The sequence below is a fragment of the Sinorhizobium numidicum genome (assembly GCF_029892045.1).
Lineage (GTDB): Bacteria > Pseudomonadota > Alphaproteobacteria > Rhizobiales > Rhizobiaceae > Sinorhizobium > Sinorhizobium numidicum.
This window is the reverse complement of the sequence record NZ_CP120367.1, coordinates 1028820-1055225: the sequence shown is the minus strand read 5'-3', so window position 1 is coordinate 1055225 and position 26406 is coordinate 1028820. Positions and strand designations below refer to the sequence as shown.

Annotated in this window: 21 protein-coding genes and 5 pseudogenes; 12 read left to right on the top strand and 14 right to left on the bottom strand. The window is 60.9% G+C overall.

Translation table 11 applies throughout. The features are described from left to right. Positions 1-3: 3 nt before the first annotated feature. Both PYH37_RS05065 and PYH37_RS05060 read left to right on the top strand, forming a co-directional pair. Positions 4-1251: a glycosyltransferase family 4 protein gene (locus PYH37_RS05065; RefSeq protein WP_280732332.1), complete on the top strand. Its 1248-nt coding sequence runs from the start codon at positions 4-6 to the stop codon at positions 1249-1251. After that, a complete protein-coding gene (locus PYH37_RS05060; RefSeq protein WP_280732331.1) occupies positions 1233-2414 on the top strand; it encodes a glycosyltransferase family protein in 1182 nt (393 codons plus the stop codon). The genes PYH37_RS05065 and PYH37_RS05060 overlap by 19 nt, the downstream gene beginning before the upstream one ends. Here PYH37_RS05060 and PYH37_RS05055 read toward each other — a convergent pair. Further along, a complete protein-coding gene (locus PYH37_RS05055) occupies positions 2392-3066 on the bottom strand; it encodes a class I SAM-dependent methyltransferase (RefSeq protein WP_280732330.1) in 675 nt (224 codons plus the stop codon). The genes PYH37_RS05060 and PYH37_RS05055 overlap by 23 nt on opposite strands. A 309-nt stretch (positions 3067-3375) precedes the next feature. Here PYH37_RS05055 and PYH37_RS05050 point away from each other — a divergent pair, with 309 nt between their 5' ends. From PYH37_RS05050 to PYH37_RS05040, 3 genes are all read left to right on the top strand, one after another. Next, complete coding sequence (locus PYH37_RS05050) at positions 3376-6087, top strand: ABC transporter transmembrane domain-containing protein (protein ID WP_280732329.1); 2712 nt, start codon at positions 3376-3378, stop codon at positions 6085-6087. A gap of 93 nt (positions 6088-6180) precedes the next feature. Next, a complete protein-coding gene (locus PYH37_RS05045) occupies positions 6181-6645 on the top strand; it encodes a cyclic nucleotide-binding domain-containing protein (protein WP_280732328.1) in 465 nt (154 codons plus the stop codon). Between the two features lie 139 nt (positions 6646-6784). After that, complete coding sequence (locus PYH37_RS05040) at positions 6785-7534, top strand: FkbM family methyltransferase (RefSeq protein ID WP_280732327.1); 750 nt, start codon at positions 6785-6787, stop codon at positions 7532-7534. A gap of 542 nt (positions 7535-8076) precedes the next feature. On the opposite strand, the gene otsA is transcribed toward PYH37_RS05040, so the two are convergent. The 11 genes and pseudogenes from otsA to PYH37_RS04985 form a co-directional block, all read right to left on the bottom strand. Next, a complete protein-coding gene (gene otsA / locus PYH37_RS05035; protein WP_280732326.1) occupies positions 8077-9450 on the bottom strand; it encodes an alpha,alpha-trehalose-phosphate synthase (UDP-forming) in 1374 nt (457 codons plus the stop codon). 45 nt (positions 9451-9495) lie between these two features. Beyond that, complete coding sequence (otsB, locus tag PYH37_RS05030; protein WP_280732325.1) at positions 9496-10293, bottom strand: trehalose-phosphatase; 798 nt, start codon at positions 10291-10293, stop codon at positions 9496-9498. A 26-nt stretch (positions 10294-10319) separates the two neighbouring features. After that, complete coding sequence (locus tag PYH37_RS05025) at positions 10320-10667, bottom strand: hypothetical protein (RefSeq protein ID WP_280732324.1); 348 nt, start codon at positions 10665-10667, stop codon at positions 10320-10322. Between the two features lie 210 nt (positions 10668-10877). After that, positions 10878-11923 (bottom strand): annotated as a pseudogene (locus PYH37_RS05020) (epoxide hydrolase N-terminal domain-containing protein). Between the two features lie 54 nt (positions 11924-11977). Then, on the bottom strand, positions 11978-12379 hold the full coding sequence (locus PYH37_RS05015) for a cupin domain-containing protein (protein ID WP_280732323.1): 402 nt from the start codon (positions 12377-12379) through the stop codon (positions 11978-11980). Between the two features lie 452 nt (positions 12380-12831). Continuing rightward, on the bottom strand, positions 12832-12990 hold the full coding sequence (locus PYH37_RS05010) for a hypothetical protein (protein ID WP_280732322.1): 159 nt from the start codon (positions 12988-12990) through the stop codon (positions 12832-12834). A gap of 200 nt (positions 12991-13190) precedes the next feature. Further along, positions 13191-13859, bottom strand: a complete 669-nt coding sequence (locus PYH37_RS05005; RefSeq protein WP_280732321.1) for a VOC family protein — start codon at positions 13857-13859, stop codon at positions 13191-13193. 55 nt (positions 13860-13914) lie between these two features. Continuing rightward, positions 13915-14787, bottom strand: a pseudogene (locus tag PYH37_RS05000) (epoxide hydrolase); the annotation flags it as partial. After that, positions 14757-15023: a tautomerase family protein gene (locus PYH37_RS04995; RefSeq protein ID WP_280732320.1), complete on the bottom strand. Its 267-nt coding sequence runs from the start codon at positions 15021-15023 to the stop codon at positions 14757-14759. The pseudogene PYH37_RS05000 and the gene PYH37_RS04995, both read right to left, overlap by 31 nt. 124 nt (positions 15024-15147) lie before the next feature. Beyond that, positions 15148-15813 (bottom strand): SDR family NAD(P)-dependent oxidoreductase, encoded by a 666-nt coding sequence (locus tag PYH37_RS04990; RefSeq protein ID WP_280732532.1) that lies wholly within the window; start codon positions 15811-15813, stop codon positions 15148-15150. A gap of 192 nt (positions 15814-16005) precedes the next feature. Next, a pseudogene (locus PYH37_RS04985) lies at positions 16006-16938 on the bottom strand (LysR family transcriptional regulator). A gap of 272 nt (positions 16939-17210) precedes the next feature. Here PYH37_RS04985 and PYH37_RS04980 point away from each other — a divergent pair. Beyond that, a complete protein-coding gene (locus PYH37_RS04980; RefSeq protein WP_280732319.1) occupies positions 17211-17888 on the top strand; it encodes a type 1 glutamine amidotransferase domain-containing protein in 678 nt (225 codons plus the stop codon). A 257-nt stretch (positions 17889-18145) separates the two neighbouring features. Beyond that, a complete protein-coding gene (locus PYH37_RS04975) occupies positions 18146-19915 on the top strand; it encodes a cytochrome c biogenesis protein DipZ (RefSeq protein ID WP_280732318.1) in 1770 nt (589 codons plus the stop codon). Between the two features lie 37 nt (positions 19916-19952). Here PYH37_RS04975 and PYH37_RS04970 read toward each other — a convergent pair whose 3' ends face one another. Both PYH37_RS04970 and PYH37_RS04965 read right to left on the bottom strand, forming a co-directional pair. Next, complete coding sequence (locus tag PYH37_RS04970; protein WP_280732549.1) at positions 19953-20120, bottom strand: hypothetical protein; 168 nt, start codon at positions 20118-20120, stop codon at positions 19953-19955. Between the two features lie 13 nt (positions 20121-20133). Beyond that, positions 20134-21315 (bottom strand): hypothetical protein, encoded by a 1182-nt coding sequence (locus PYH37_RS04965; RefSeq protein WP_280732317.1) that lies wholly within the window; start codon positions 21313-21315, stop codon positions 20134-20136. Between the two features lie 437 nt (positions 21316-21752). Between PYH37_RS04965 and PYH37_RS04960 the strand changes: the two genes are divergently transcribed. The 5 genes and pseudogenes from PYH37_RS04960 to PYH37_RS04940 all read left to right on the top strand — a co-directional run bounded on the left by PYH37_RS04960 (position 21753) and on the right by PYH37_RS04940 (position 26150). Continuing rightward, positions 21753-23423: a hypothetical protein gene (locus tag PYH37_RS04960; protein ID WP_280732316.1), complete on the top strand. Its 1671-nt coding sequence runs from the start codon at positions 21753-21755 to the stop codon at positions 23421-23423. Positions 23424-23530: 107 nt separating this feature from the next. Beyond that, positions 23531-24139, top strand: a complete 609-nt coding sequence (locus PYH37_RS04955) for a helix-turn-helix transcriptional regulator (RefSeq protein WP_280732315.1) — start codon at positions 23531-23533, stop codon at positions 24137-24139. 96 nt (positions 24140-24235) lie between these two features. Further along, positions 24236-24384, top strand: a pseudogene (locus PYH37_RS04950) (IS5/IS1182 family transposase); the annotation flags it as partial. Next, positions 24385-24890, top strand: a pseudogene (locus tag PYH37_RS04945) (GlxA family transcriptional regulator); the annotation flags it as partial. A gap of 207 nt (positions 24891-25097) precedes the next feature. After that, positions 25098-26150 (top strand): alpha/beta fold hydrolase, encoded by a 1053-nt coding sequence (locus PYH37_RS04940; RefSeq protein ID WP_280732314.1) that lies wholly within the window; start codon positions 25098-25100, stop codon positions 26148-26150. Positions 26151-26406: the final 256 nt, after the last annotated feature.

Genomic DNA, 26406 nt, shown 5'->3' with positions numbered 1-26406 from the left:
CCCGTGTCGTCAAATCGAAAGATTGCCGTTGTTCTGAAGGGTTATCCCCGCCTTTCGGAAACCTTCATTGCGCAGGAACTGCTCGGCCTGGAAAAGGCGGGGCACGAACTGGTGCTCGTTGCCCTCCGCCGTCCGACCGATGCCAAGCGCCATCCCGTTCACGACGAAATCCGCGCTTCGGTGTATTACCTGCCGGAATACCTGCATGACGAGCCCTTGCGTGTGTTTCGTGCATTGCTCAAATCGACACCGAAGGCCGGTTTCTGGCGGGCATTGGGACCGTTCCTCCGGGATCTGTGGCGCGACAGGACACGCAATCGCTTCCGCCGTTTTGGTCAGGCGCTGGTGCTTGCCGCAGAATGGCCCGGCGACGCAAGCTGGCTTCACGCGCATTTCATTCATACACCGGCATCGGTGACGGATTATGCGAGCATCATCGCCGGCATCCCCTGGACCTGCTCTGCGCATGCCAAGGACATTTGGACGTCTGCGGATTGGGAACTTTCCGAAAAACTTGGGCGCGCCCGCTGGACGGTGACCTGTACGCGCAACGGCTTCGAGCATTTGCAAAGCCTAACGGCCGAAAAGTCCCGCGTGCATTTGAGCTATCATGGCCTTGATCTCGACCGGTTCCCGGTCTTCGAAGGCGATCATTCCCGCCGCGACGGTTCCGATCCCGGCGATCCGGTTCACATCGTCAGCGTCGGACGTGCCGTCGCCAAGAAAGGATACGATATCCTCCTCAAGGCGCTTTCGCTGTTGCCCGCCGATCTCAACTGGCGCTTCGAGCACATCGGCGCGGGTGATCTGACGGGCGAACTCCAGACCCTTGCCGATGAGCTTGGCCTTGCGGGTCGCGTAAGCTGGAACGGTGCGCTCGACCAGAAGGACGTGCTGGTGCACTACCGCAGAAGCGATATCTTCGCGTTGGCGTGCCGTATCGCTAACAATGGCGATCGCGATGGCCTGCCGAATGTGCTGGTAGAAGCGTCGAGCCAGCGCCTGGCCTGCGTTTCGACGTCCGTCTCCGGCGTACCGGAGCTGCTCGACGACGGTCGGAACGGCCTCCTCGTGCCCGCGGAGGACCCCCGCGCGTTTGCCTTGGCGCTCGAAAGACTGGCACGCGATCCCGATCTGCGCCGGCGGCTTGGGGGAGCGGCGGAAGAGCGCGTGCGTGCCGAATTCGATCATCATTCCAGCGTCCGGCAGCTGATCGGGCTTTTTGAAAGCGAATGGAGAAACGCCCCTTGAGAAAGCGCCGCGTCTTCTTTTACGTACAGCATCTGCTCGGGATCGGACACCTGGCGCGGGCGAGCCGTATTGCAAGAGCGCTCTCAGAGCGTGACTTCGAGGTCACGATGGTCACCGGCGGCATGCCCGTTCCGGGATTTCCTGGAGAAGACCTGAAGACGGTCGTCTTGCCGCCGGTGACGGCTGGAGACAAGGGCTTTTCCGGCTTGAGCGATGGCAATGGCAATCCGGTGACGAGCGCTTTCCAGGAGCACCGAAGGAACCTGCTCCTCGAAGCGCTTCACCAGACCGAGCCGGATGTCGTAGTTATAGAGGCGTTCCCCTTCGGCCGCCGGCAAATGCGGTTCGAATTGCTGCCTCTGCTCGATGCTATTGCCGCCATGGAGCCGCGACCGCTGGTGGCGACGTCTCTGCGCGATATCCTGCAGGAACGAATCAAGCCGGGACGGGCAGAGGAGACGGTGGACCTCGTGAGAGCGCATTTCGACCTGGTGCTCGTCCACGGCGATCCGGCGTTCGCGCGGATCGAGGAGACCTTCCCGCTGGCGAGCGAGATCGAGGACAAGGTATTCTACACGGGCCTTGTCGCCCCGCCGCCACCGGCGTCGCCGGCCGAGAAGTTCGATGTGCTGGTTTCGGCGGGCGGCGGCGCTGTCGGCAAGGAGTTGATCGGGGCAGCGCTTGGCGCCGCGATGCTTTTGCCGGAAGGGCTTCGCTGGTGCCTCGTGACCGGTCCCAATCTGCCGCAAGCGGATTTCGATGCGTTCGCGGCCATGGCGCCGAACGGTGCCGGCCTCTTTCGCTTTCGACAGGATTTCGCGAGCCTGCTTGCCGGCGCGCGCCTTTCCGTATCACAGGCCGGATACAACACCGTGTGCGACACTCTGCGCGCCGGATGCGCCTCGCTGCTCATTCCTTTCACCGCAGGCGGCGAAACTGAACAAATGACGCGTGCGGAGAGGCTTGAAAAGCTCGGCCTCGCGGCCGTTTTGCCGGAGGAGGGCATCACGCCGCAGGAACTTGCACGCAAAATCGAAGAAATGCTTTCGCGGCCGAAGCCGGATATACCACCGCTCGATCTCGATGGAGCCGTCAAGACGGCAGTCATTCTTGAACAACGATTGCTGTCGACCAAAGCGGTCAGACCGTCCCGATCAGCATGAAGCGGGTGTATTTTTTCATCGGCAGTGCTCCCGCGAAGTCGAGCTTCGCAAGGCCTGCCTGGGCGCGGAACTCATCTAGTGACGAGACACAGCTTATATGTGTCGGTTCGCTGAAATAATCATTCGACTGCAGCAGAACGCGCGTGCCCGAGGGAACGAGGCTGAGCCAGCCGCCGAGGTCTGCGATATGCTCGCAACTCGTGTTGATCAAGAGATCCGCGCCCAGGCCCTGATAATCGAGAGCATACATGTCCGCCGTGATCGCACGAAACCTGTCGCTAAAGGCGGAATTGAGCGTCGACGCGACTTCTTCCACCGCCGGATCGATATCGTAGCTATCCACCGCCGCGATATTGAAACGTCTATCTTCGAGCAGCATGGCTGGGAGGACCCCGTACCAGCCTCCGAGCACCACGATCCTGCGATAGGACGGGCCGGAACTTTCGAGAAGCTTGTCGCGGGCCCAGATCTTGCAGCCGACTTGCTTGTGGTTGAACGCGTTGGCGATGTTTCCTTCCGGATGCTTGGCGATCACCTTGGCTATGCCATCGACGAGCATGCTGCCGGAATAGACGGCCAGTCCGCGAACGAGGTCGTAGGCATTTTCGCACCAATCTTCGGGAGGACGGAGGGAGTGGCTGGCATGCGTCATGCGGCTGTTGTAAGCTCACGCCCAAGCGAGTGCAAGGGCGCGCCAAGAACGCTACGATGGCTGACTAGAGTCGCGGACAGGACGGCGAAAGCGTTTCTAAAAGCGAGGCTGTTTGCGTCGGCAATCCGTCGGCGGGTGTTAGGCGCTTGACATGAAGCGTGGCTTTGCTCTCATGCCGTGCAGTCACGATTTCGTGGATGAGGTGCGGGCCCGTTGAAGATCGGGCGGACTGGAACCATCTGCGGACACGAGTCCGCCGGCAAAAAGCCGAGCGATCCCGAGTTTTAGATTAGGTCTCATTATCGGCACATGGAAACACGTCTTTCCCGCTACATCTGGACTCACACCCGCAAGCAGCAGCTTTGGATCCTGCTGGTCGTAGCGCTGTCGATGATTCCCTACTTCTTGTCCTTCGATCTACCGAAGCAGATCGTCAACGGACCGATTCAGGGTGACGGCTTCGAAAGTCCGGAGGCGACGCAGCCTTTCCTGCCCATTTCTTTCAATTTGCCGTTTTTCGGCGAACTTCCACTGTTCTCCGGCTTTCAGCTCGGGCGGGAAGGCATGCTGCTGGCGCTCAGCCTGGTGTTTCTCCTGCTCGTCATCATCAACGGGCTGTTTAAGTTCTACATCAACACCTACAAGGGGCGATTGGGCGAACGGCTTCTTCGGCGCATCCGTTTCGAACTCGTCGATCGGGTTTTGCGTTTCCCGCCCCATCACTTCAAGCGTGTGAAACCGGCCGAAATCTCGACGATGATCAAGGACGAAGTCGAGCCGTTGGGCGGCTTTACCGGCGATGCTTTCGTGCAACCGGCACTTCTCGGCGGCCAGGCGCTGACGGCGCTGATTTTCATCCTTATCCAGAGCTTGTGGCTCGGACTGATTGCCGCGTTCATTGTCGCCATCCAGGCTGTAGTCATTCCACGTATGCGCCGGCGGCTGATCGTGCTCGGCCGCGAGCGCCAGTTGACGGCGCGTGAACTGTCGGGCCGAGTGAGCGAGATCGTAGACGGTATCGGCACGATTCGTGGCCACGACACATCCAACTACGAGAGGGCGGACATCGCCGCTCGCCTCGGGCGGATATTCAAGATCCGCTACGACCTGTATGAATGGAAGTTCCTGGTGAAATTCCTGAACAACTTCCTGGCGCAGGTCACGCCGTTCCTGTTCTACTCGATCGGCGGTTATTTCGCACTGCAAGGCAGACTTGACATTGGTCAGCTTGTTGCGGTCATCGGCGCCTACAAAGATCTGCCAGGGCCGCTGAAGGAATTGATCGATTGGGACCAGGCGCGCCAGGACGTGCAGGTCAAGTATGCCCAAGTCGTGGAGCAGTTCAGTGTCGGCCCCCTGATCGACGCCAAGGTACAGGCATTGTCTGTCACTCCTGCTGCGCCGCTGACGGGAGCGCTGGCCGCGGTCAATCTGACGGTTGCTGACGATGGCGGATCGAAGATCGTGGAACATGTGTCGCTCCAGGTTCACCCCGGCGAGACAATTGCAATTACCGGCGGCACCAACGGCGGCGGCGAAGCGCTCGCTGAAGCTTTCGGCCGTTTGGTCTGGCCGGAAGGCGGCAGGATAGTCATCGGCGACAACGATATTCACGATTTGCCGGAATCGATCGTCGGGCGGCGGATTTCCTATGCGTCCTCGGAAGTCTACGCCTTCCAGGGTAGTCTCGGCGACAATCTGCTTTACGGGCTCAAGCACGCTCCGCTGACGGAAGTGGCTTATGAAGGCGACAAGGCAGCCCATCGAAGGTGGGAACTGCTGGAAGCTAAACTCGCCGGCAATCCTTCGCTCGATTTGAATAGCGACTGGATCGATTATGACGCCGCAGGCGCGACAGGCGCGGACGATCTTTTTGCGAAGATCAGGGCCGTGCTCGACGTGGCGCTTCTGACGAACGACATTCTGGCGCTGGCGGTCCGGTCAACCATCAATCCCGTCGAGCATGAAGCCTTCGCCGGCGAAATCGTGGAAATGCGCGGCGCGCTCCGCCGTCGCCTCGAAGCCGAAAAGCTCAGCGATCTCGTCGTCTTCTTCGAGCCGGGCTCCTACAATATCGAGGCGACAATCGGCGAAAACCTGCTTTTTGGCACGGTGACGGACCGGGCCAGATGGGAAACGGCGCTCGAGAGCCATCCCTTCTTCAAGACCGTGCTGCGGAAGGCCGGCCTCCATGAGACTTTCTACGAGATGGGGCTGGAAATTGCCGAAAACGTCGTCGAACTGTTCCGCGACCTGCCTCCGGATCATCCGTTCTTCCAGCAACTGACCTTCATGACGGCCGAGGAAATCCCCGTCTATGAAGCACTTCTTCAGAAGGTGAGGGGACGGCCGATCGAGGAAGTTTCAGAAGATGATGCCATCAGGATCATCCGGCTGTGCTTCGGCTACATAGAGCCGCGGCACCGTTTCGGCCTGCTGACCGAGAGCCTGATGAACAAAGTCGTCGAAGCCCGGCGGGAATTTAGCGAAGGCCTGCCGGGCGATCTCGTCGGCATCATCGAACACTATCAGCCGAACCGCTATATCGCATCGGCCAGCATCATCGATAACGTGCTCTTCGGCCGTATCGGTCATAAGCATACGGACGGCTCCGAAAGAATTCGGGCAACCGTGCGCGACCTTTTTGAATCGCTTGGGCTTTTCAACAAGGTGCTGGCCTTCGGGCTCGACTTCGATGTCGGAGCCGGCGGCAAGCGGCTGACAATCGGCCAGCGGCAGAAACTCAATCTGGCGCGCACGCTGATCCGCGTGTCGGATTTTTACATCTTCAATCAGCCGCTGCTTGCCCTCGATCAACGCGCGCAGGACCAGATCACCCGCAACGTCTTTGCCTTTCTTCGCAACGAGGGGCGGAAGCCCGCCATCGTCTGGGTCCTCTCCAATCCGAGTCTTTCGGAACTCTTCGACCGCGAAGCGCATTTCGATAACGGGCACTTGGTACGGGACGAAGCTGTGGAAACTTCCTCAAAAGACAGCGACTATAAGGAACTGGCATCTTGATGTAGTATTAACATTAGGAGGCAAGCATATTTTCCCGGCCACTTGGGCGGGAAGTGTTTGCGCCCCGCGACACATTCGGAGAAACGGACTGTTATGCTCCTAAAAGATGAAGTGGAAATGTTGCGCCGGATTACGCTCTTTTCCGGATTGCCGCCTGCGAAGCTCAAGCTTCTGGCTTTCACCTCCGATCGGGTGATGTACAGCTCGGGAGAAAATCTGTTTCATCAGGGTGACATCGGCGATGCAGCCTATGTCATTCTTTCCGGAAAGGCAGATGTGTTGGTCGCAACACCGAACGGCCAACTGAAGGTCGCCGAAGTCGAGCAGAATTCTATCGTCGGCGAGATCGCCATTCTCTGCAACACGCCGCGCACGGCGACCATCAGAACGACCACGCCCCTCGAAGCGCTGCGCATCCGCAAGGACGATTTCCTGAAACTGCTCGCCGACTTTCCTGAAATGGCCGTTGAGATCATGCGAGTCCTCGCTGATCGCCTTAGCCAGACGACGTCAGAACTTACCGAAGCCCGCAGCCGCGCCCAGCGCGCAGAGGCGTAGAACTTTCGAGACGCCTCAAATGATCGCGCATTGAGCGAGATGACCCCTGCGCCCGCAAGGACACCGTAGTCACGGATTTGGATGTGATAGATACGGAAACTGCTTTGCACTTTCCCTCTTTGGGCCCTAAAGAAGCGCGATGCGCGCGATAACCTATTTCCAGAAGACCGTTTATTTCCCCGACAAGCCGGAAAAGAAGCGCTTCTTCGCCCGATTGCAGCACGGGCAATGGGAGCCCGGGACTTTCCGCAATATCGAACGCCTGGTTGATGAGAAAACGACCTTCATCGATATCGGCGGCTGGATCGGCGTTACGCCCTATTGGGCGGCCCAGATCGCCGACAATGTCATTACTGTCGAACCGGATCCCGTGTGCTTCGAGATCCTGACTGAGATGAAGGGTGTGAACACGGGCGAAGTCGAACTGCTCAACGCGGCGCTGTCGCAGGACGATTGCCTCGTCCTCAACTCGGTCGGGGGCGGTTTCGGCAGTTCGGAGACCTCGGCCTTGATTGCCGACGATACCGGCATGGTGATTACCGCCAAAACCATCACTGTTCCCGATCTTCAGACGATGGCGAGAACGGAGCGGCTCTGCTTCAAGATCGATATAGAAGGATACGAGTACAAGGCCCTCGATCAGTTTGGCGCGATCGACAGGAAGCGAACCGCGGGCGTTCTCTTGGCCGTGCATCCGCAAATCCTGGCCGCCTCGCTTTCCGGGCCGGCCTTGCTGCGGGCAATTCGGACAGTGGCGGCCACAGCTCGCCTTATTCAAAGCTTTCACGGATTTCGGCTGGAAAATCCTTCGGCGATCTGGGCGGCGATCCGCAAATCGATCGCCAGGCGTGAGTTCAAGGGCTTCGATCTACTCTTCGTCGCAAAGTGAGCTGCAGGGCGGCCCGCTTCACCGGATGGCCCTCCATTCGCAGGCCTGTTTGTCACTTCAGCTTGTTCGGTGCTTCGCGGATCTGCTTCGCGTGTCTGATGGCGGTTGTTGTCAGCGCGACGCAATGGGTGCGCCGAGGCGTGACAGCTCGGTCGCTTCGTGAAATCATCTTGCCCTGACCCGCACCGGTTCGATGCCGCTGCGACCGAAGCGGACGGGCTCCTGGGTCTTGTGGACAGCAGTCGGCGCTTCGAACCACGCGATGCCGGACCGAATAGCTTCCTTCGCAAACCCATCCCTCCTCACAGTTCAGAGACGGTGGGCTTGTGGGATCAGATGGATCAGGTTCCACAACCCCGCATAGCTCGCGGCATCCTTGATCGAATGCTCGCGAAGCAGGAGCCTTTCGGAGGACAGGGATATCATGGCTCGACCTCACAGTTGTGTGCGCGGTGTATCGTACACAGTGTCCCAGCGTTCAGTTTCGAGAATGAGAGCCTTCTAAGCGCTTGTTTAGGAGCGCTCTAATGAGACTGATCCGGTCATGCCGTCAGATCATTGAGAAAATCCCGGCACCAGCGCGAAACGTCATGTTCCAGCAAGTGATCCATCATCGTCTTCCAGCGCTCCTTCCGCTCTTCCAGCGGCATGCTGAGCGCGCGCGCCATGGCGTTTGCGGTACCCTCTACGTCGTATGGGTTGACGAGCAGTGCTCCCCTTAGCTCGCGGGCAGCTCCGGCGAAACGCGAAAGCACAAGCACACCCGGATCGTCCGGATCCTGCGCGGCCACATATTCCTTTGCGACGAGGTTCATCCCGTCTCGAAGCGGCGTGACGAGGCCGACTTTGCCAAGCCGGTAAAGCCCTGCAAGAATGTGGCGGCCTACCGAGCGGTTGATATAGCGTATAGGCACCCAATCGACGGCGCCGAGCGCGCCGTTCACCCTGCCGGCCTGTTCGGCAACAGTGCGCTGCATGGCTTCATATTCCGGCACTTCGGAGCGGGACTTCGGCGTGATCTGCAGATAGGTGACGCGTCCCTGCTGTGCGGGATTGGCCAGGATGAAGCGCTCGAATGCCTCGATGCGCTGCATGATTCCCTTGGAATAATCGAGGCGATCGACACCGATGATCAGGCTGCGGTTTTCGATGCTCTCACGCGCTTTTTTGACCGTGGTATTGGTCGATGCCTTTTTGGCAAATTCGGCAAAGGCCGCAGTCTCGATGCCGATTGCATAGGCGCCGCCCTTGAATATGCGGCCATAGGCGCTGAAGCGGCCTGCTCCAACTTCGTCGCCGATGCCTTCCCGCCTGAGGCAGCCGGCGAAGTTCTCGAGGTCATGATCGGTCTGGAAGCCGACGATATCGTAGTGCGACAGGCCACGCATGATCTCCTCATGAACGGGCATCGTGAAGAGCACGTCCGCAGGCGGCCAGGGAATGTGGAGGAAGAAGCCGATGCGGTTCTTCAAGCCCATTTGACGCAGTTCCGCGGCGAGGGGGATCAAGTGGTAGTCGTGCACCCAGATGATGTCGTCGGGTTCGACAAGCGGCGCCAGCCGATGGGCGAAGAAGCGGTTGACGCGGAAATACCCGGCCATTTCCTTGCGACCGTATTCGGCGAGATCAAGCCGGTAGTGGCAGATCGGCCAGAGAACGCGGTTGGCGAAACCGTGGTAGTATTCCTCTACATCGGTATCGGTCAGATCCGTCAGTGCATAGGTAATATTGCCCTGCTGCAGTTGCGCAAGCGGCTGCGCCTCGTGCTCGCCGCTCGATTTTCCCGACCAGCCCATCCATATGCCGCCATGCTCTTCGAGGGCGGCTTTAAGCGCGACCGCCAGCCCACCGGCGGGCGCAATGCCACCCTTGTCCGGAACGGGTACGCGATTGGAAACAATGACGAGACGGCTCATGCCGAATTCCTTTCATGCAAGAAAATATGTCAGGTGCTCAAATATTCAGGAGACCAACGCGGCGATGATGCCGCGCAGGGCCTCGGCAGAGGGGATGGCGCCGAGCGCTTCGCTCGCAGGCAAAGGCGGTCCGATGCGGATCGAATAGCCGCCGAGCCGGTTGACCACGCGAAACATCGCTTCGTCGGTCACATCATCCCCGATCGCGATCGCGCGTCTGCCGGCAAAGGCTGGCTGGGCGAGAAATGCCGCGACTGCGTGGCCCTTGTCGGCGCTGGCCGGACGGATTTCGATAACCATCTTACCATGCTGGATCGTCCAGTTTGGTCCTGCTCGAATCAACGCCCGCTCCATCAGCGGTTCAAGTTCGAGTTTTCTGTCCGGCGCAAGCCGGTAATGGGCGGCGACTGCCGCTCCCTTGTCCTCGATCAAAACGCCCGCCCAGTTGGCGGTATCGGCGATAAGATCGGCCTTCAGCCGCTCAAATTCCGCCGTCGCTGCGGGTTTGTGCACACGGCCATCCGGATCGCGGCGCTCGGCACCATGAAGCCCTGCGATGGGAAAATGGGACGGCGAGAAAAGCTGGTCGGCATAATCAAGACCGCGACCGGTCACGAGTGCCAGAGCACCTCCGAGTTTTCTCGACAAGTCATCGAGATTTGCAGGCAGCGAAGGCGGAACGGCTACGGCGTCCGGCGTTTCGGCAAGGTCAAGCAACGTACCATCGATATCGAGGAACAGAGCCCAGCTTTCCAGATCGGTCGAGAGAGCGGCGAGAATGAAGTCCTCTCCTGAAACCGCATCCGGTTTCGAGCCGCTGAGAAACTGCTTCTGGCATGACATGAGGCCATTTCTATATCAGATCCCCGCTACCGGCCAACCTTAACTTTCCATTTGAAGTGGAGGTTAGCGGAGGCGGTCATTGGGCGTCGGCCGATGGGGTCGCTACTTCGTCCGTGAAATTGACCGTCTGGGTCGCTGACGACCAGCCCATCACCATTCCGTAGGACCTCGAAATCGATGGGTGGCAGGCCGATCGATTGGGGCACCGAAATGACGATGCGCTGCCCCGGCCCAAGGGTGGAGATGAAGCGAATCGGCAGTTCCTCTGGACCGGAAGCCAGGATCGCAACGATGCGATAGCTGGTCTCGTCAACCGTGTAATAGATAATGCCGTCGAAGGCGGGCAAATGAATGCTGTGCGCTGCCGGGCGCAAGTTCGGCCGTCGCGGAGGCCGCTGTCAATCGTGCTTGGAAGGTTGCGGAAACTTCTTTCCTTTCCTGGAAAGCTCCTTGCTGGCCGTCTTCGCTATCGGCATACCCGCCGCACTCACGAGCTCGACGGCATTATCGAAACGGCAGGCGGGATAACCGGCGCGCGTGTTTCGAGGCGGAGCCACAGGCGTGCGGACGCGAAGGGCGCCGGGTTAGCGCAATGGCCGGAAAGCGGCACGCACTTCGGCGCTGAATAGGTCCGGCTCTTCCCAGGCCGCAAAGTGGCCGTCCTTATTCACTCGATTGTAGTAAATGAGGTTGTGGTAAGTCCCTGCCGCCCAGCTCTTCGGCGGTTTGTAGACCTCTCCAGGGAAAATCGTCACCGCTGCCGGAATCGAGATACCGACCAACTTGGTCTTGCTGGCATTGTTCTCCCAGTAAATTCGTGCGCTTGAGTTCCTGTGTTTGTCAGCCAATAGAGTGTGATGTTGTCGAGCATCTCGTCGCGGCTGAGCGAGCGCTCCGGTTCGCCGCGGGTGAACACCCAATCACCGAACTTGTCGTAGAACCATGCCGCCAGTCCCACTGGCGAGTCGGCGAGGCCGTACCCGATGGTTTGCGGACGCGTTCCCATGATTGCGGCGTATCCGAACCCCTCGTTCATGAACTCCCTGGCCTGATCAAACACTGCCTTTTCTTCGGCGGTCAGGTTCACCGGTGCGGGTTCCCCGCTTCTTAGCGCCTTCGCGACTTCCGGCGGGATAGTCGTTGAACGCTCAATTCTGTTGACATGGATGCCGAGCAGACCCTCTGGAGCCTGACGGCCCATCGCATCGGAAATGATGGCACTCCAGTCGCCGCCTTGAGACACGTAGCTTGTGTATCCAAGACGCTTCATTCGTCAAAAACTGCGGCAAGGCATTGAGTTTCGCCTCTGCCTTGCGCCAGTCGTAGCCCGTTTCCCAGTAGCGCACGAGTGCCTGAAGCTTCTCGAGTTGGACGCCCTGGGAGCGGTCACTGACCGTTTCCGGCTCAGGCCAGCGCGTTGCGGCAAGGCGACCGCGGAGGTCGATGAGCTCCGCGGGCGGAACATCGACGCGGAAGGGGCGGATGGCCTCTACCCCAAAGTGCGGCGCGGCCTCTGATTGGGCGGCAGCCGTTACGGGACGAAACACCGCAAGGGCTGCCGCCGCCGCTCCGGATGGAGCAGCGCCCGGCGGGACAGGGCGGAAGCGTTCGTCGGTTCCCGTGCCGTCAAGTTCGCACCTCTTTCGCTATGGTTCTCAGGATCCCCATGTCATCGCAGGAACGCTCACTTGACCGGAACGACGAGCGCCGTCCCTTTGTTGACGATATAGGTCGCGAGCTCCGACGCCTTGCCGCTGCCGACGTTCTTCGCCACGTGCGCCACTCCGGCCGGAATGAACAAAGCCTCGCCGGCTTTGAGTGTGACCGGTGGTCTGCCCTCGAGTTGATACTCCAGCGAGCCTTCGAGCACGTAGGCGACCTCTTCACCGGGGTGAGAATGCTTGATCGAGACTGCGCCGGGCTTGAAATCAACGCGCGCCTGGACGGCCTCGCGTCCCGGCACGCCAAGATCTTGCTGCAGGATATCGGTGCGCTGAATTTCCAGCTGTTGGGCCTGCGCCATTTGCAGCGTCAATCCGCTGCCGACGAGCAGCAATGCAGTCGCCATGATCCGAGTCGTTTTCATATTGTCATCCTTTCATGAATTTGGTCGAGCCTTCGTCTTCGAAGTCGTGTCGCCATTTTCAGCGGAGCCTGTATTGGCGATGTGTCAGCCGGGCGGGACTTTTGTAAGCTCATGTGTTCACGGAAGTGGCGGTGGACCGGGCCGGCAGCCGGTTCACCTTGGGAGAAGAGCGGGGACGGCGGCGTTCCATTCCGTTCATTCAGATCGATTGCCGCAACGATCTGAACCCCGCGCGAACTGCCGCGGAGAACTGCGGCTGTCCCCAACCCGAGAAGCGCCGGCCTTTGTCGACCTTGTTGTAGTAGTAGTTTGGGACATGCCCGTTCCGCCCAACTCGGCGGGAATTGATATGGATCTTGTTGATGCGACGAAGGGCCTTCGTGGCTGCCCCCGACGAGGGCAGCCTAAGCGGGATTTTGCTCCGCAGCCGATCCGACCCTCAAGCCGTGGCCTCAAGGAGCGAATTCAGTGGCGTGGAGCTTCACGAAGTCATGCATATTCGTCGGCGTCTTGCCCGTGAGCTTGAACAGGTCGTCCGTCATGCGGCCGTACCGCCCCTGCGCGTGAAGATCGGCCATCACAGCAACGTGGTTGACGAGGTGCACTGGCACCCCCGCCTCCTTCAGCCTATCGATCCACCTCGAGAGCGCCACGTCTCGATAGCGGATCGGCCGGCCGAGTGCCTCGGAAAAGGCTCGCGCGTAGTGGTCCAGATCGGCGGAACCCTGTGTTCATGTCCCATCCCCGCGGCGCGGAGCCCCGCGGGGTTGTCAGTCGTAGCTTCACTTCGGCGGGCCGCAGCGGCCACTGCTCATGACGGCAGCGCCTCGCCGGCCTGCTCCCGGAAGATGTACTCGGCGTACCAAATGGGCCAGTCCTCATCTCGCCGGCCGATCCGCTTCTCGTACTCGCCGTGGGCGGCTTCTGCACGGCGGAGCGCGCTCGCGAGCTCAGTCGGCGACGTGAATGTCGTCGCATCCATGTCGACGCGTCCGGGCAATCGCGCGGTGACCTCCTGGAGCAGCCAGCCGTTGCCGTCCGGATCGCTGAACGAGGCATAGGAGCGATAGCTGCGGCGCTCGGGATCCGGACCGCCAACCCGGAGCCGCCCAAACAGGTAGGGCTCGTCCGCACCAGCATGTACGTCACCGCCGTCGTGGAACACCTCGCTGATCTCGACGCCGCGGCCGAGCAACTCGTCGCGAGCGGCTTGGATGTCGGAGACGATCAGGTACAGCCCCTGGGCGGAGCCAGGTGGCGCCGCGGTCACGTTCGTGCCGAAGATGACCGAGGCCCCTGAACCAGGCGGCGTGAACTGGATGCCGCGGTAGTCGTCACTACCGGCGAAGTCGGCGTCGAGCCTCCAACCGAGGCTTCCGTAGAAATTCTTTGCGCGGTCGACATCCGAAACAGGGATGACGATGACCTCGAGCTTCATGTCGACTGTCCGCACTCTCTCGGTGTTGGTTGCAGTTGTCATGGTTTTCTCCTTGCGTTTCGGAAGGGCGGGGCGCGCAAACGCGCCCGTGTTTTTCTCAAATCGACTGGCGCAGCGACCTGAACGCGGCTCGGAGTTCTTGGGTAAACATCTCTGGCTGCTCCCAGGCTGCCAAGTGCCCGCGTTGTCGAGCCGGTTGTAATGAATGAGCTTGGGAAACGCTTTCTCTGCCCAGGATCGCGGTGCTTGGTAAAGTCGGTCGGGAAAAGCGCTCACAGCAACTGGAATCGAAACACCCTGTGGGCAAAAAGGCGAACTTGTTTTCCCAATACAAGCGAGCCGAAGACACTGCTGTGTTCGTCAATCAGTACAGAGTAATGTTGTCGAGCACGTCATCTCATGTGAGGCCTTCATGCTGGCCCATCAAATAAGCGCGCGATAAGAGCATAACTTCGCGCATCGTGGTCGAGTATCCAGTTAGCCAAGCCGATCGGCGAATCTTCAGTTCCGTACAGCGTCCGCGGGCGCTTACTCAGCTCCTGAGCGTAAGCGAGCTCATTCTTATAAAAAGGCCGAGCTGATCATACGCGTAACGCCCGTCGGAGGATAGATCGGACGGCGGCCGGCCGCCGGACCCCAGCACCTTTTGGATTCTGTCTGGCACGGTTGCTGGCATATTGGTGGGAATGCCGAGCGGCTCCGGCGGTGCCTGGACGGCCAGCTGCTCCGTTACTGCATCACCCCAATCGCCGCCTTGTGCCACAAATCCAGTGTAGCCCAAGGGCTTCATCTGCATCGTCCAGGCACGCGCGATCCGGGCTGGCTCCCAACCCAGGTCGGTAGGCTTCCCCGAAACATAGTCGGGCAACGAGGAAATAACGATGTCGAAAGCATCCGTCCCACCATGTGCCGTGGGGTTTGTTAAAGGATCGATGATCTTCAGCTGCTCGATGATCGAACCGGGCCACCCGATTTTGTCGCCGCGGCACGCTGGCGACGATACTGTACCGCCGGGAGGCCACCCCAGCCCCAATTGTCGAGATCGACTTCCTCGATCACTACGTAGGTCGACTCAAGGGGCTTGTTGAGGACGTTGAGGAGCACCTCGCTGACGCCCTTGATGATGGCAGCCTTTTCCTCGACGGTGACCGAATTGCGGTCGGGTGTGATTCCCTCACGGGTAACTTGTACAGTGACGATAGGCATTGTCGTGTCCTTTCCTAGAGTTTGGCTTGGCGGCGTTATGCCAGGACGAGCAGGGCGCGTAGTCTTGCGCAGTCGCTCTTGATGTGCTGGTTCGGGCAAGGCCTCGAACCAGCACATCGTGTGTTCACCAGCGTCCGGCGTTCTGGCCGCCGTCGACGTGGAGGATCTCGCCGGTGACGAAGCTCGCGGCCTCGAGATAAAGGACGGCGTCGACGATATCGCGAATTTCGCCCATCCGGCCAACCGGATGCAGGGCCGCCAGCGCCGCGTGCGCCTCCGGCGGGTGCATGGGGGTCTTGATGATCCCCGGGGAGACCGCGTTGACGCGAACGCCGCTCTTCGAGAACTCCATGGCGAGCGACTGGGTAACCGCGTTCAGGCCACCCTTGGTCAAGGAGGCGAGGGCGGCAGGCATGCCGGCCATCGGCTGATTGACCAGACTCGTCGTGATGTTGACGATGTGCCCCGAGCCCCGCTTCAGCATCTCGGCGGCCGCCCGCTGGGTGATGTGGAAGAAGCCGGCGACGTTCACGCCTATATTGTGGGCGTAGTCTTCCTCTGTGAACTCGATGAACGGCTTGGAGAGGAAGACGCCGGCATTGTTTACCAGCGAGTCGATACGACCAAAGTGTTGCAGGCCCTCGCGGACGATCCGCTCGGCGGTTTCCGGTTTGCTGATGTCGCCTGGGACGGCGAGGATGCCTGAGTCGGCGCTGTCCTTAATCGACCGGGAACTGGCGATGACGCGAAAGTTCCGGTCACGGTAAGCTCGAACCAGGGCGGCGCCTATCCCTTACGACGCGCCGGTGATAATGACGACCTTCTGTTCGGTACTCATGGATGTGATCCTTTTTTCGATCGCAGCGGCCGCTTCATTCGCGCCCGCCCTACGCCCTCGGCGTTGGTGCAATTGATTTAGATCCATCCGTTCTCTGGGAGAATTGTCGGCGATTGGCGGACACTCATCCGTGCAGCGGCATAATCAGCCGAGCGTGCCTGCTTCTGCAGCTAGGCGTGTAAATTCTGTGCGTAGACGCGGCGCGGCGAAATCGACAAAGGCGCGGACCTTCGGCACCGACATACGGCCGTGCGGGGCGAGCAGATGCACTGGCAGGGGCGGGTGCTCCGCATCGGCAAGCACGATCTTCAGCCGCCCGTCTCTCACATATTCGGCGACGTGATAGGAATAGAGCCTGGTCAGACCGCGGCCCGCAGCGGCCGAAGCCGCCGCAGCGCGCACACTGTTGACGATGCACCTCGGTGTGAATTGCGCTGTCCGGGGGATCGACGAGCCCTTCGCTGGCGTGAAGTTCCAAGAATCCAGGCCGAAATTGGTGAACGCCACGATTTGGTGCTTCGCCAGATCTGTCGGCTCTTCGATACGGGGATGGTTGGCAAGATAACGGGGAGACGCGACGACGACGCGCCTGACATCGCCACCGAGCCGAGTGGAAATGTGTGACGAATCTGCGAGATGGCCAATGCGCAGGGCAATATCGACGCCTTCGTCTACAAGGTTGACGAAGCGGTCGAGCAGGAGAAACCGGGCTGAAACGGCCGGGTGGAGATCAAGGAAATCGTCGAGAATGGGGCGCAGCACCTCTTCCCCAACGATCGGCGGCGCCGAAATCGTCAACATCCCACGGGGAGCCGAGCGTTCACCGCCGGCGAGCATATCAGCTTCCTCGAGATCGATCAGCACCCGCCGGCAGGCGGCCGCATAGCGTTGGCCGGCCTCGCTCAGCTAGAGCGTGCGGGTCGTTCGATGCAGCAGTTCGACCCCAACATGGGCCTCCAGGAAGCTCAGCGCCCGACTGACCGCCGTCGGTGATCGCTTCAGCCGGCGGGCTGCTCCGGCGAGACTGCCCTCGTCGATCGCGGTGACGAACACTTTTATTGCATCAATGCGATCCATTATTCTGCCGATCTTCGGGATAGTGACTGCCGATCAGCAAGTATTCACCCGAAAGCGGAAAGAAGTAAATATGGTGGCAGGCTGTAGCGCTACCGGCAAGAGCCTGGACCATTATGCGGTCAAGTACCGAGAATAGGCTGCGAAGCTGGGTGTCGAGGCGTCGTCGGTCCGCCTTGTTGCAGATGACGAGTATCAAAGCTGAGCACCGCTCTCGAGTTCGGGAATACCCGGTGGCCCGCGTTTGGGCACGCCTCAACCAAGGGAGAATGACGATGAAGATCTTGATGGTTTTGACGTCGCATGACCAGCTCGGGAATACGGGCAAGCCGACCGGTTTCTGGCTCGAGGAGTTTGCGGCGCCCTATTATGTATTCAAGGACGCCGGCGCCGAGATCACCTTGGCGTCACCCAAAGGGGGGCAGCCGCCGATCGACCCCAAGAGCGACGATCCGGGCAACCAGACCGAGGCGATGACGCGCTTCAAGGAGGACCCCGCAGCTCAGAAGGCACTGGCGAATACCGAAAGGCTCGGCGACGTCAAAGCGGGCAGTTTTGACGCTGTCTTCTATCCCGGAGGCCACGGTCCGATGTGGGACCTCGTTAACGACAAGAGCTCGATTGCCCTGATCGAGGGCTTCTACAACGCCGGTAAGCCGGTCGCGGCCGTCTGCCATGCCCCGGCTGTCCTGCAAAAGGTGACCTATCGGGGCGAGCCAATCGTCAAGGGAAAGCGCGTCACCGGCTTCACCAATTCCGAGGAGGAAGCCGTGCAACTGACCGAGGTGGTACCATTTCTCGTCGAGGACGAGTTGAAGCGTCTGGGCGGCCGCTATGAAAAGGCTGGCGATTGGGCCGATTTCACAGTCGTGGACGGTCGGCTGATTACGGGCCAGAACCCGTCCTCGTCAACCTCGGCCGCCAAGGAACTGCTCAAGCTTCTGCAGGCATAGTTCTGGTCCGGCGCGGGCCGTAGGGTCCGCGCCGGACCTTGCCCGACGATGCGGTATGAAACGCAGCCGCGCCTCAGAGAAGCATGAAGTACCGTCGTAACCGGGCCGGCTGGAGATTATCGCTCTTCGGCCGCAAGCACTCTGATACAGATCCCCCTGAAATAGGACACATCCAGGATACTCCCCGCTGGTCCCATGCGGTGAGTGTCAAGCGCGATCAACGCAAGAAAGCGTTGGTCTACTGCAGAGGGACGACGATGATCCTTTTCACAATAGCCTATCTTGCAGGCGTGCTGACCATTGTCAGCCCCTGCATTCTTCCGGTCTTGCCGTTCGTGTTTTCTCGGGCCGGTCAGCCATTCACGCGGAGCATCCTTCCGATGCTCCTCGGCAAGGTCGTGACATTCGCGGGCGTGGCAACGCTTGCCGCGCTCGGCGGAGAATGGGCGGTGCAGGCGAATGAGATTGGCCGATATGCGGCAATCGCACTGCTCGGTGCTTTTGGCCTGATCCTGCTGTCGCCGCGGCTCGCGGCTGTGATAACCCGTCCTGCGGTTGCGCTCGGTAACCGGCTTTCGCAAAGGGCGGCCGGGCAGAAGGCGACTGTCGGAGCATCCTTCCTCCTCGGCGTCGCAACCGGGCTTCTATGGGCGCCCTGCGCCGGTCCGATCCTGGGGCTGGTCCTGACGGGCGCCGCCCTCCATGGAGCCAACGTTGAGACGACGCTTCTATTGACGGCCTATGCCGCGGGCGCAGCCACCTCGCTCGCGCTGGCGGTATTCGCCGGAGGAAGGGTGTTTGCAGCAATGAAGCGATCGCTCGGTCTTGGCGAGCGTCTCCGACAGGGCCTCGGCGTCGCCGTTCTGGCGGGCGTTGCGGCCATTGCACTCGGTGTCGATACCGGGCTGCTGGCGCGCCTGTCCTATGCAGGCACCACCAGCCTTGAGCAGTCGCTGCTGGATCGCCTGCGCGGCAACTCCGCCGAGCGCGCGGACACGGCGGCGAACAACCGTATGGCGCCGGCCGCAAATGACGCGCGGCAGGCGTATCGGAGCACCTTGCCGGTCGAGGGCAGGTTCCCGTCGCTCGATGGTGCCGTAGCGTGGCTCAATTCTGAGCCTCTGACGGTGGAGGAGCTTCGCGGGAAAGTCGTGCTTGTCGATTTCTGGACCTACTCCTGCATCAACTGCATCCGAACGGTTCCCTATGTTCGCGCCTGGGCGGAGAAGTACCGGGACCAGGGCCTGGTCGTGATCGGCGTGCATGCGCCCGAATTCGCCTTCGAGAAACGGATCGACAATGTCAGACGGGCGGTCCGGGATTTTGAGATCGGCTATCCCGTCGCGATCGACAACGACTTCGCGATCTGGCGCGCTTTCGGCAATAATTATTGGCCGGCCCACTATTTCATCGATGCGGAGGGGCGGATCAGGTACCACCACTTCGGTGAGGGCGACTACGAGAGGTCCGAGCGGGTCATCCAGGAACTGCTGGCGGAAGCGGCAGGTAACCGTAGGACCGATGGCGGCCTCGTGAGCCCGAAAACAAATGGCGCCGAGGCTGCGCCCGATTTCGCCAGCCTCGGGTCTGGAGAGGCCTATATCGGCTACATGCGAGCTTCCAACTTCGTTTCCCCAGAAGGTGTCGGGGCCGACAGCGCCCGCGATTACTCGATGGCAAGACCGGGGCTCAACCAGTGGGGCCTGACCGGCAACTGGACCGTGGGACCCGAGCAGGCGACGCTCAATCACACTGGCGGCGGCATCACATACAGATTCAGCGCGCGGGACCTGCACCTTGTGCTCGGTCCAGGGGCAAGCGGCAGGAAGGTGCGCTTCCAGGTGAAGGTCGACGGGGCTGCGCCGAGTGTAGATCACGGCGCGGACATCGATGCTGGCGGCAATGGGACGGTCTCGGAAACGCGGCTCTATCAGCTTGTGCGCCAGTCGGGAGACGTGCGGGAGAGGACGTTCGAGATACGCTTCCTTGATCCCGGCGTCGAAGCATTTGTTTTCACATTCGGATGAGAGGCGAGGGCGGCGCTGCGCCCGTCTTTTGGCGCGGCTATGACTCGTCAGGCGGCGGAGCCTGATTGACGCCGGACTCTTCGAGGACGGGCTTATAGCCCCAGGAGAGTTGCGATTGGCGGAATAGCTTGAGAAGGAGAGGAGTCGCGGGCAGCCATTCCAGATCGGCTTCGCGGGCCAACACCGCCAGCATCTCGTCGAGCACGCCCAGCCTCACTTCACGGCGAGCCGAGTTCCACCTCTCCGCCGAAATCGAACACTGCGCGCACGCTGAAAATGTGAGCGGTTTCATCCTCTGCGTTGCGCGCGAAGGTGTAGGCTGCGGCGAGTTTCCAGCCGGCCCCCTCGAGCGGCCTGTCTTCGTCGGACGCATAGATGATTTCAAAGTCGGCTAGGTGCTCGCGTGTATCCGGCCATCCGGCAACAAAGTTTACCTGCTGGGTATAGGTCGCGACGTAGGTTACCCGCTCCACCTCCAGCGCCGCGGAGCCGGTGAGGACCAGGGCATCGTCCGAGCGGCCGTCGAAATGCCGAAGATAGGCCGTTTCGCCGAGCAGCCTCAGGGTCGTTTCGTCCAGTTCCACGCTCGTGGTTGCGGCCGCGACGTAGGCGAGTTCGTTGCCTGACGCCAGCCGTTGTTCCAGGTCCTCGTCTGTAGGCTCTCCGGCTCGCTGATACCTCACGCCCAGTCTGTAGCCGAAGTGACCGTCCTCATAGCAGTCGACCGGTTCTGCTCCCCTGCAGCCGTCAAGTATAACCGAGAGCGAGGACAGGCCGGCAGTATTGCCGGCGCCGCCGTGCGACAGGCTGGTCCGCCCCCGGCTGGTGAAAAGCGAATCGCTGACGATCGTCCGGTCCGTCGTAAACGCAGTTGCCGCCAAAGCCTGATTCAGCCCCAGGCCGTCAAAATCGAGGATAAACTCGGCGCCCAGGCGCTCGTCGGCATCGAAGTCTGACACCAGTTCGGTGGCATTGATCCCTGGTAGGATCTCGCTGGCGAGGCTGAAGATCGTATCGAATTTGCCGGCCCTCACGGTGGCAGGGCCTGCTCCGACGGTGGCGTAGAGTTCGGCTAAATATGTGCCGATTCCTTCAAAGGCGGCATTCTCACCGGGTTCCGGGTCGACGACGGGCTCTGTGATGATAGAGGCGGCGAACTGCAGGTAATTCGTCGGCGCGAAGAAGAGGTCGACTGTGACGGTCGGTTGCAGGTCGTCGGACCTCAGGAGGGACGGGTCCGCAGCAAACACCCAGTCATTCTGAAGTTCCGCGGAAATTTCGTAGCCCACACAGGGCACCATGCAGCTTTCGACGAGTGCCGGTACCGGATCGTCGGCCATCACCGCAGGTGAGAACGCTACGAACACCATGCCGGTGAGAGCGAAGACGAGAAAACGCATGACCATTCCCGTCAGCACCTCGAGCCGGCGCTGGGCCGGGACTCGGCCCGCTGGGCCGGCACGATCGAGAAGGACAAATGCGAGCCGCGAAAGCGCAAAGGACCGAGTCGGCGAGCATGGGCAAGACATTTGGGCCCTCGAACGGACTTTCCATTGCGCATCACGGCAAAAATCGAAATCCGCATCGTCCTTGATCCCCGCTCGATGCCCCGCCAACAGACCATAGCCCATGATTTGAGCACCACCAATGCCGGCGCGACGGGACGCGGACTGCAGCCCATCTCACATCCGTTGGATGGGCCAGCCAGAACTTTGAACGGTCAAGTCTTTTTTGTATCACGCCTGCTGGATTCCCGTGAGGCGGTCGCCACCGCATGCTCGCGCCGCGGCGGAGCGACGGACGCGTCCGCGACGCAATCCACCTCGGAGGACATGCCATGGCCATTCTGCCCAATTTTGGTGCGGCGACCTTCATTCCCAGAGCGCCGATCGACAATCCGTATCTTCCGCTGATCCCCGGCCACGTATTGAGCTACATGGGCGATGAGATCGATCCCGATACCGGAGAAGTGACGACGGAGCGCAACGACCTCTTCACCACTTCCGCGACATTCGAGGTCCGCGGCGTCGCGACCACCGTGATCCGTGACACGGTCTATGAGGACGACGTAATCCTCGAAGACACCTTCGACTGGTACGCACAGGACACGGCCGGCAATGTCTGGTACTTCGGCGAGATCGTCATAAATTACGAATACGATGACGACGGCAATTTCACCGGCGTTAATCATGACGGCGAGTGGTCGGCCGACGATCCCGGTAACCAGCCGGGCTGGGCCATGAAGGCGAGCCCGGAGTTCGGCCCTGCCTATTATCTCGAATTCGCGCCCGGCATTGCCGAGGACGAAAGCATCATTGCCGAGACCGGGCTCAGCGTGAAAACGGCCTTTGGGCAATTCGATGACGTGATCAAGATCATCGACAGTTCCGCTCTCTCCACCGGTGTCGAGTTCAAGTATTACGCCCCCGGCGTGGGCGAGATCACCGAACTCGCCGTGGCGCCGGACGGAAGTACGACGTCGAAGGTCGATCTCTACCGAAAGGGCCAAGTCGGTGTGGCGGACCCCGACGACACGGACGACGTCACGCCCGCCCTGGCCAAACTTCATGAAGGAAAGGCGGTAAAGGATCTGGCTGACGTGCGGGACCTTGACGTGGCGGACTTCACGGGAACGACCAAGGAGGTCACGGTGATCGGCGGCTCCACCGACAGCGTCGACGCGCTCGGCGCCTATTACTTCGACGCGGCGACCGGCGGGATCAGTGAGGCACGCATACTTTTGCCGGATCTCTCCGAAGTTGTGCGCGGTTCCTCGGTGGTCGTCGACGTGCCGGAGGGCCAGACGCTCGGCCTTTTCCTGGTGCGCGGTGTCGACGAGATTGGCGTCGACCTAGAGCAGTTCACCGATGGCGGGCTGCATCTCACCAACCTCCTAACCGGCCTGCCGGCCAGCATGACCGACCTCTATGCCCCCACCATCATGGACGATGCGGGGAATATCCTGCCGATCCAGCCATTGAGCGCGCTTGGGGCCGCTGACGGGTCCAACCTGCTGAACCCCGCCGGCAGCCTGCAGGCGATCGGACTTTCCTCGACAGTGGAGGGAGCAGAGGGTATCGAGATCGTCGGCTTTGAAGATCGGTTGAATACCAGTCCCGAATATGACGGCGATTTCAACGACGCGATTGTCGCGGTGAGCGATACGCCGATTGCGGCGACCACGCTCCAGCAGCTCCTTATCGAGGCCGGAGGGTCAAAGCCCAGCTCGCCGGTTGGTGACCTTCTTGCCGCCAACCCGAGCAATGACGCGCTCGAGGGTTGGATGGCGTCGGACAGCTTCCAGTTTTCCGAAGGCGCTCTTTCTGCCGAGCGTATCGCCGATGCCGGCAAGGGCATAATGGCTGCAGATTTTGCGGCGGCTTTCGGGGACGAGGCGTTCGCTTACGACGATGGCCTTGGCGGCACCGACGTGATCGGCGACCGTGGCACAGGGATCGACGTCGCGGGTGTCACCTCGTTGGGCGCCGACGGCTTCTTCTTCACCTGACCTGGTGTCCAGTTGCCCATCTGTTGCGGAGCGCGGCCTGTGGGCGCAGAATGGGCGCGATACGGAGAGCCGCGGTGCCTCGCCGCGACTTGAGCTGGAGACGAACCATGGATTGGACCAAGGGGCGCGGCCGGCAGATTCTGATTGCGGGTGCGGTGGCAACGTTTGCGCTGTTGCTCGGCATGGAGGTGGTGCAGGAGGAACAGGAGCTAACCGTCACGGAGTTGCTTACGGAGGCGGTGGGCATCGCGCTTCTGGTCGGCTGCTCGGCCTGCGTGGCGCTCCTCTTCTCGCGCTTGCGAGAGCAGGAAGCGGGGAACGTCGACCTGCGCGATGAGGTCGCGCACATCCGTCAGCGCAATGCGCAATGGCGAGCCGACCTGGCCGACCATTTTCAAGAGCTCGGCGCAGCCATCCAGCGCCAATTCTCCGCCTGGGGCTGCACCCAGGCGGAGCAGGAAATCGGACTGCTGCTGCTGAAGGGCTTCTCCCACAAGGAGATCGCCCGGATCCGGGGCGCGAGCGAAGCGACAATTCGTCAGCAAGCGACCTCCGTCTACCACAAGGCTGAGCTCTCCGGTCGCGCGGAGCTCTCTGCCTATTTCCTCGAGGAACTGCTGATGCCGCCCGGGCCGACGCCGCAGCCTCCGGCGCGCGGCGATGGACTTGCTCGGACCGACGCCTCCGATACGACCGGCCGCGCCACGCCGGACTGAGTTCCATCTGCAGACCGTCTTTCCAGACGCGCTAGGTCGTAGTGACGAATTAGCGGATTGAGATTCCCAAGAGGGAGCAAATCAGATTCAACGCTGATTTTTGGAGTCGGCGATGGACTGCGATGCGCTTCGGGATGGGAACGGATCAAGGGCTTTCTCCCGATGGAACGAAAGGCAAGCGGGGCCTGCGATCCGATAACCGGAAGTTCTTGGATGCGTTGCTGTGGATGGCGGGTTCGGGCGGCGACGGCAGCGTGTGGACGTCCGCAGGGATCACAGCGAGCATCGACCTCGCTCTCGCGATGATCGAGAAGGATCACGGTCAGGACGTCGCTCGCTCGGTTGCGCGCAAGCTCGTGGTCTACCATAGGCGAGCAGGCGGCCAATCGCAGTTCTCTGCGTTGCTCGACCTCGAGCCGAAGTCAGACCGGATCCAGAGATCGATCAACTACGCCAAGGCGAACCTGCAAAGTGCGTTGTCGGTCGAAGAACTGGCGGACGCCGCGGGATTGAGCGCGCGACAGTTCAGCCGGGCTTTCCGGGCCGAGACGGGACAGTCGCCGGCCAAGGCCGTGGAGCATCTTCGCGTGGAAGCAGCACGACTGATGATCGAAGAAGGTCGGCATTCCATGGATGTGATCGCGGAGGAAACCGGCTTTGCCGATCGCGATCGCATGCGTCGGGCTTTTCGCTCGGACAGCCGCCGCAAGCGATCCGGCGAAATGCGCGCGAGAGCGCGTCTGCACTGTGAAACAGAACGCAAAGCGTAAGCTCATCATGGCGGCGACATATGCGCCTCGGCCCTCTTTGGCCAACGGACTGGCGCAGCGCAATCGTATCTCAAAGTATCTTCCTGCCTGATTCCTACACGAGCTTTCAATTTCCGGCTGTAGACCTCACAGTGGCGATACATGAGCATCACATGCCGCGACTGAGTTCACACAGTTGGAGAAAATCGATGACAGAGGAAATCAATCAGCCGCGACGGCGGTTCATGGGAGCGGCGGCGATGACCGTCGCCGCTGCTTCGCTCGGGATAATGGGCGCGGCGCGCGCCCAATCGGGCAGCCATGCGGGACCCCGCATCCCCGCGATCGCGACGGGGACGAATACATCCTTCGCCTCGATCAAGGAGATCGACGCGGGCGTCCTCAATGTCGGCTATGCCGAGCTGGGAGCGAGCGATGCGCCCGCGGTCATTCTTCTGCATGGTTGGCCCTATGACATCCACACCTACGTCGATGTGGCGCCGCTTCTGGCGGCGGCCGGCTATCGAGTCATCGTTCCTTATCTGCGGGGCTATGGTACGACGCGCTTCCTCTCTCGCGACACTCCGCGCAATGGCCAGCAGTCTGCGATTGCCGCCGACGTTATCGCCTTGATGGACGCTCTTGGGATCGAGAAGGCCGTCATCGCCGGCTGCGACTGGGGCGCACGGACCGCCAACGTTATCGCCGCTCTCTGGCCGGAGCGCTGCAAAGCCATGGTTTCGGTCAGCGGCTATCTGATCGGCAGCCGTGAAGCTAACAAAATGCCGTTGCCGCCGAAAGCCGAGCTTGCCTGGTGGTACCAGTTCTACTTCGCCACGGAACGCGGGCGCGCTGGCTACGAGCGATACAGGAACGAATTCGCCAGGCTTATCTGGCAGCTCGCATCGCCGAAATGGAACTTTAACGACGCAACGTTCAATCGCACCGCGGCTGCGTTCGAGAACCCGGATCATGTCGACATCGCGATCCACAACTATCGCTGGCGGATCAGCTTGGCCGACGGCGAGCCGAAGCACGACGATTTGGAAAGGCGACTCGCAAAATTCCCGCTGATCGGCGTGCCGACGATCACGCTGGAGGGCGATGCCAACGGTGCGCCTCATCCCGAGCCGGAGGCATACGCCAAGAAGTTCTTGGGCACGTATGAGCATCGGTTGATCACGGGCGGCATCGGTCACAACCTGCCGCAGGAAGCACCGCAGGCCTTTGCCCAGGCCGTGGTGGACGTCGATCGTTTCTGATCATCCTCGTCAAAATCGTACTGGCGAGGCTGCGCAGCGGCAGTGGGGCAGGGGATCGCTCCTCGCCGCGACCGCACAAAGCTTGGGGTGACTGGCAAAGTTGTGGCCGTTGCGCTTCTGCCCGCGGAGCGGCCACATGGTGGATCGGCTATCCTGACATTCCGCCGGCACAGCTTTCATTGCTCTTTCCCGGAATCACCTGCGGCCGCACTCGCCGACACCTCAACTATTTGAGGCGAGCATCTCGCCACCTTCG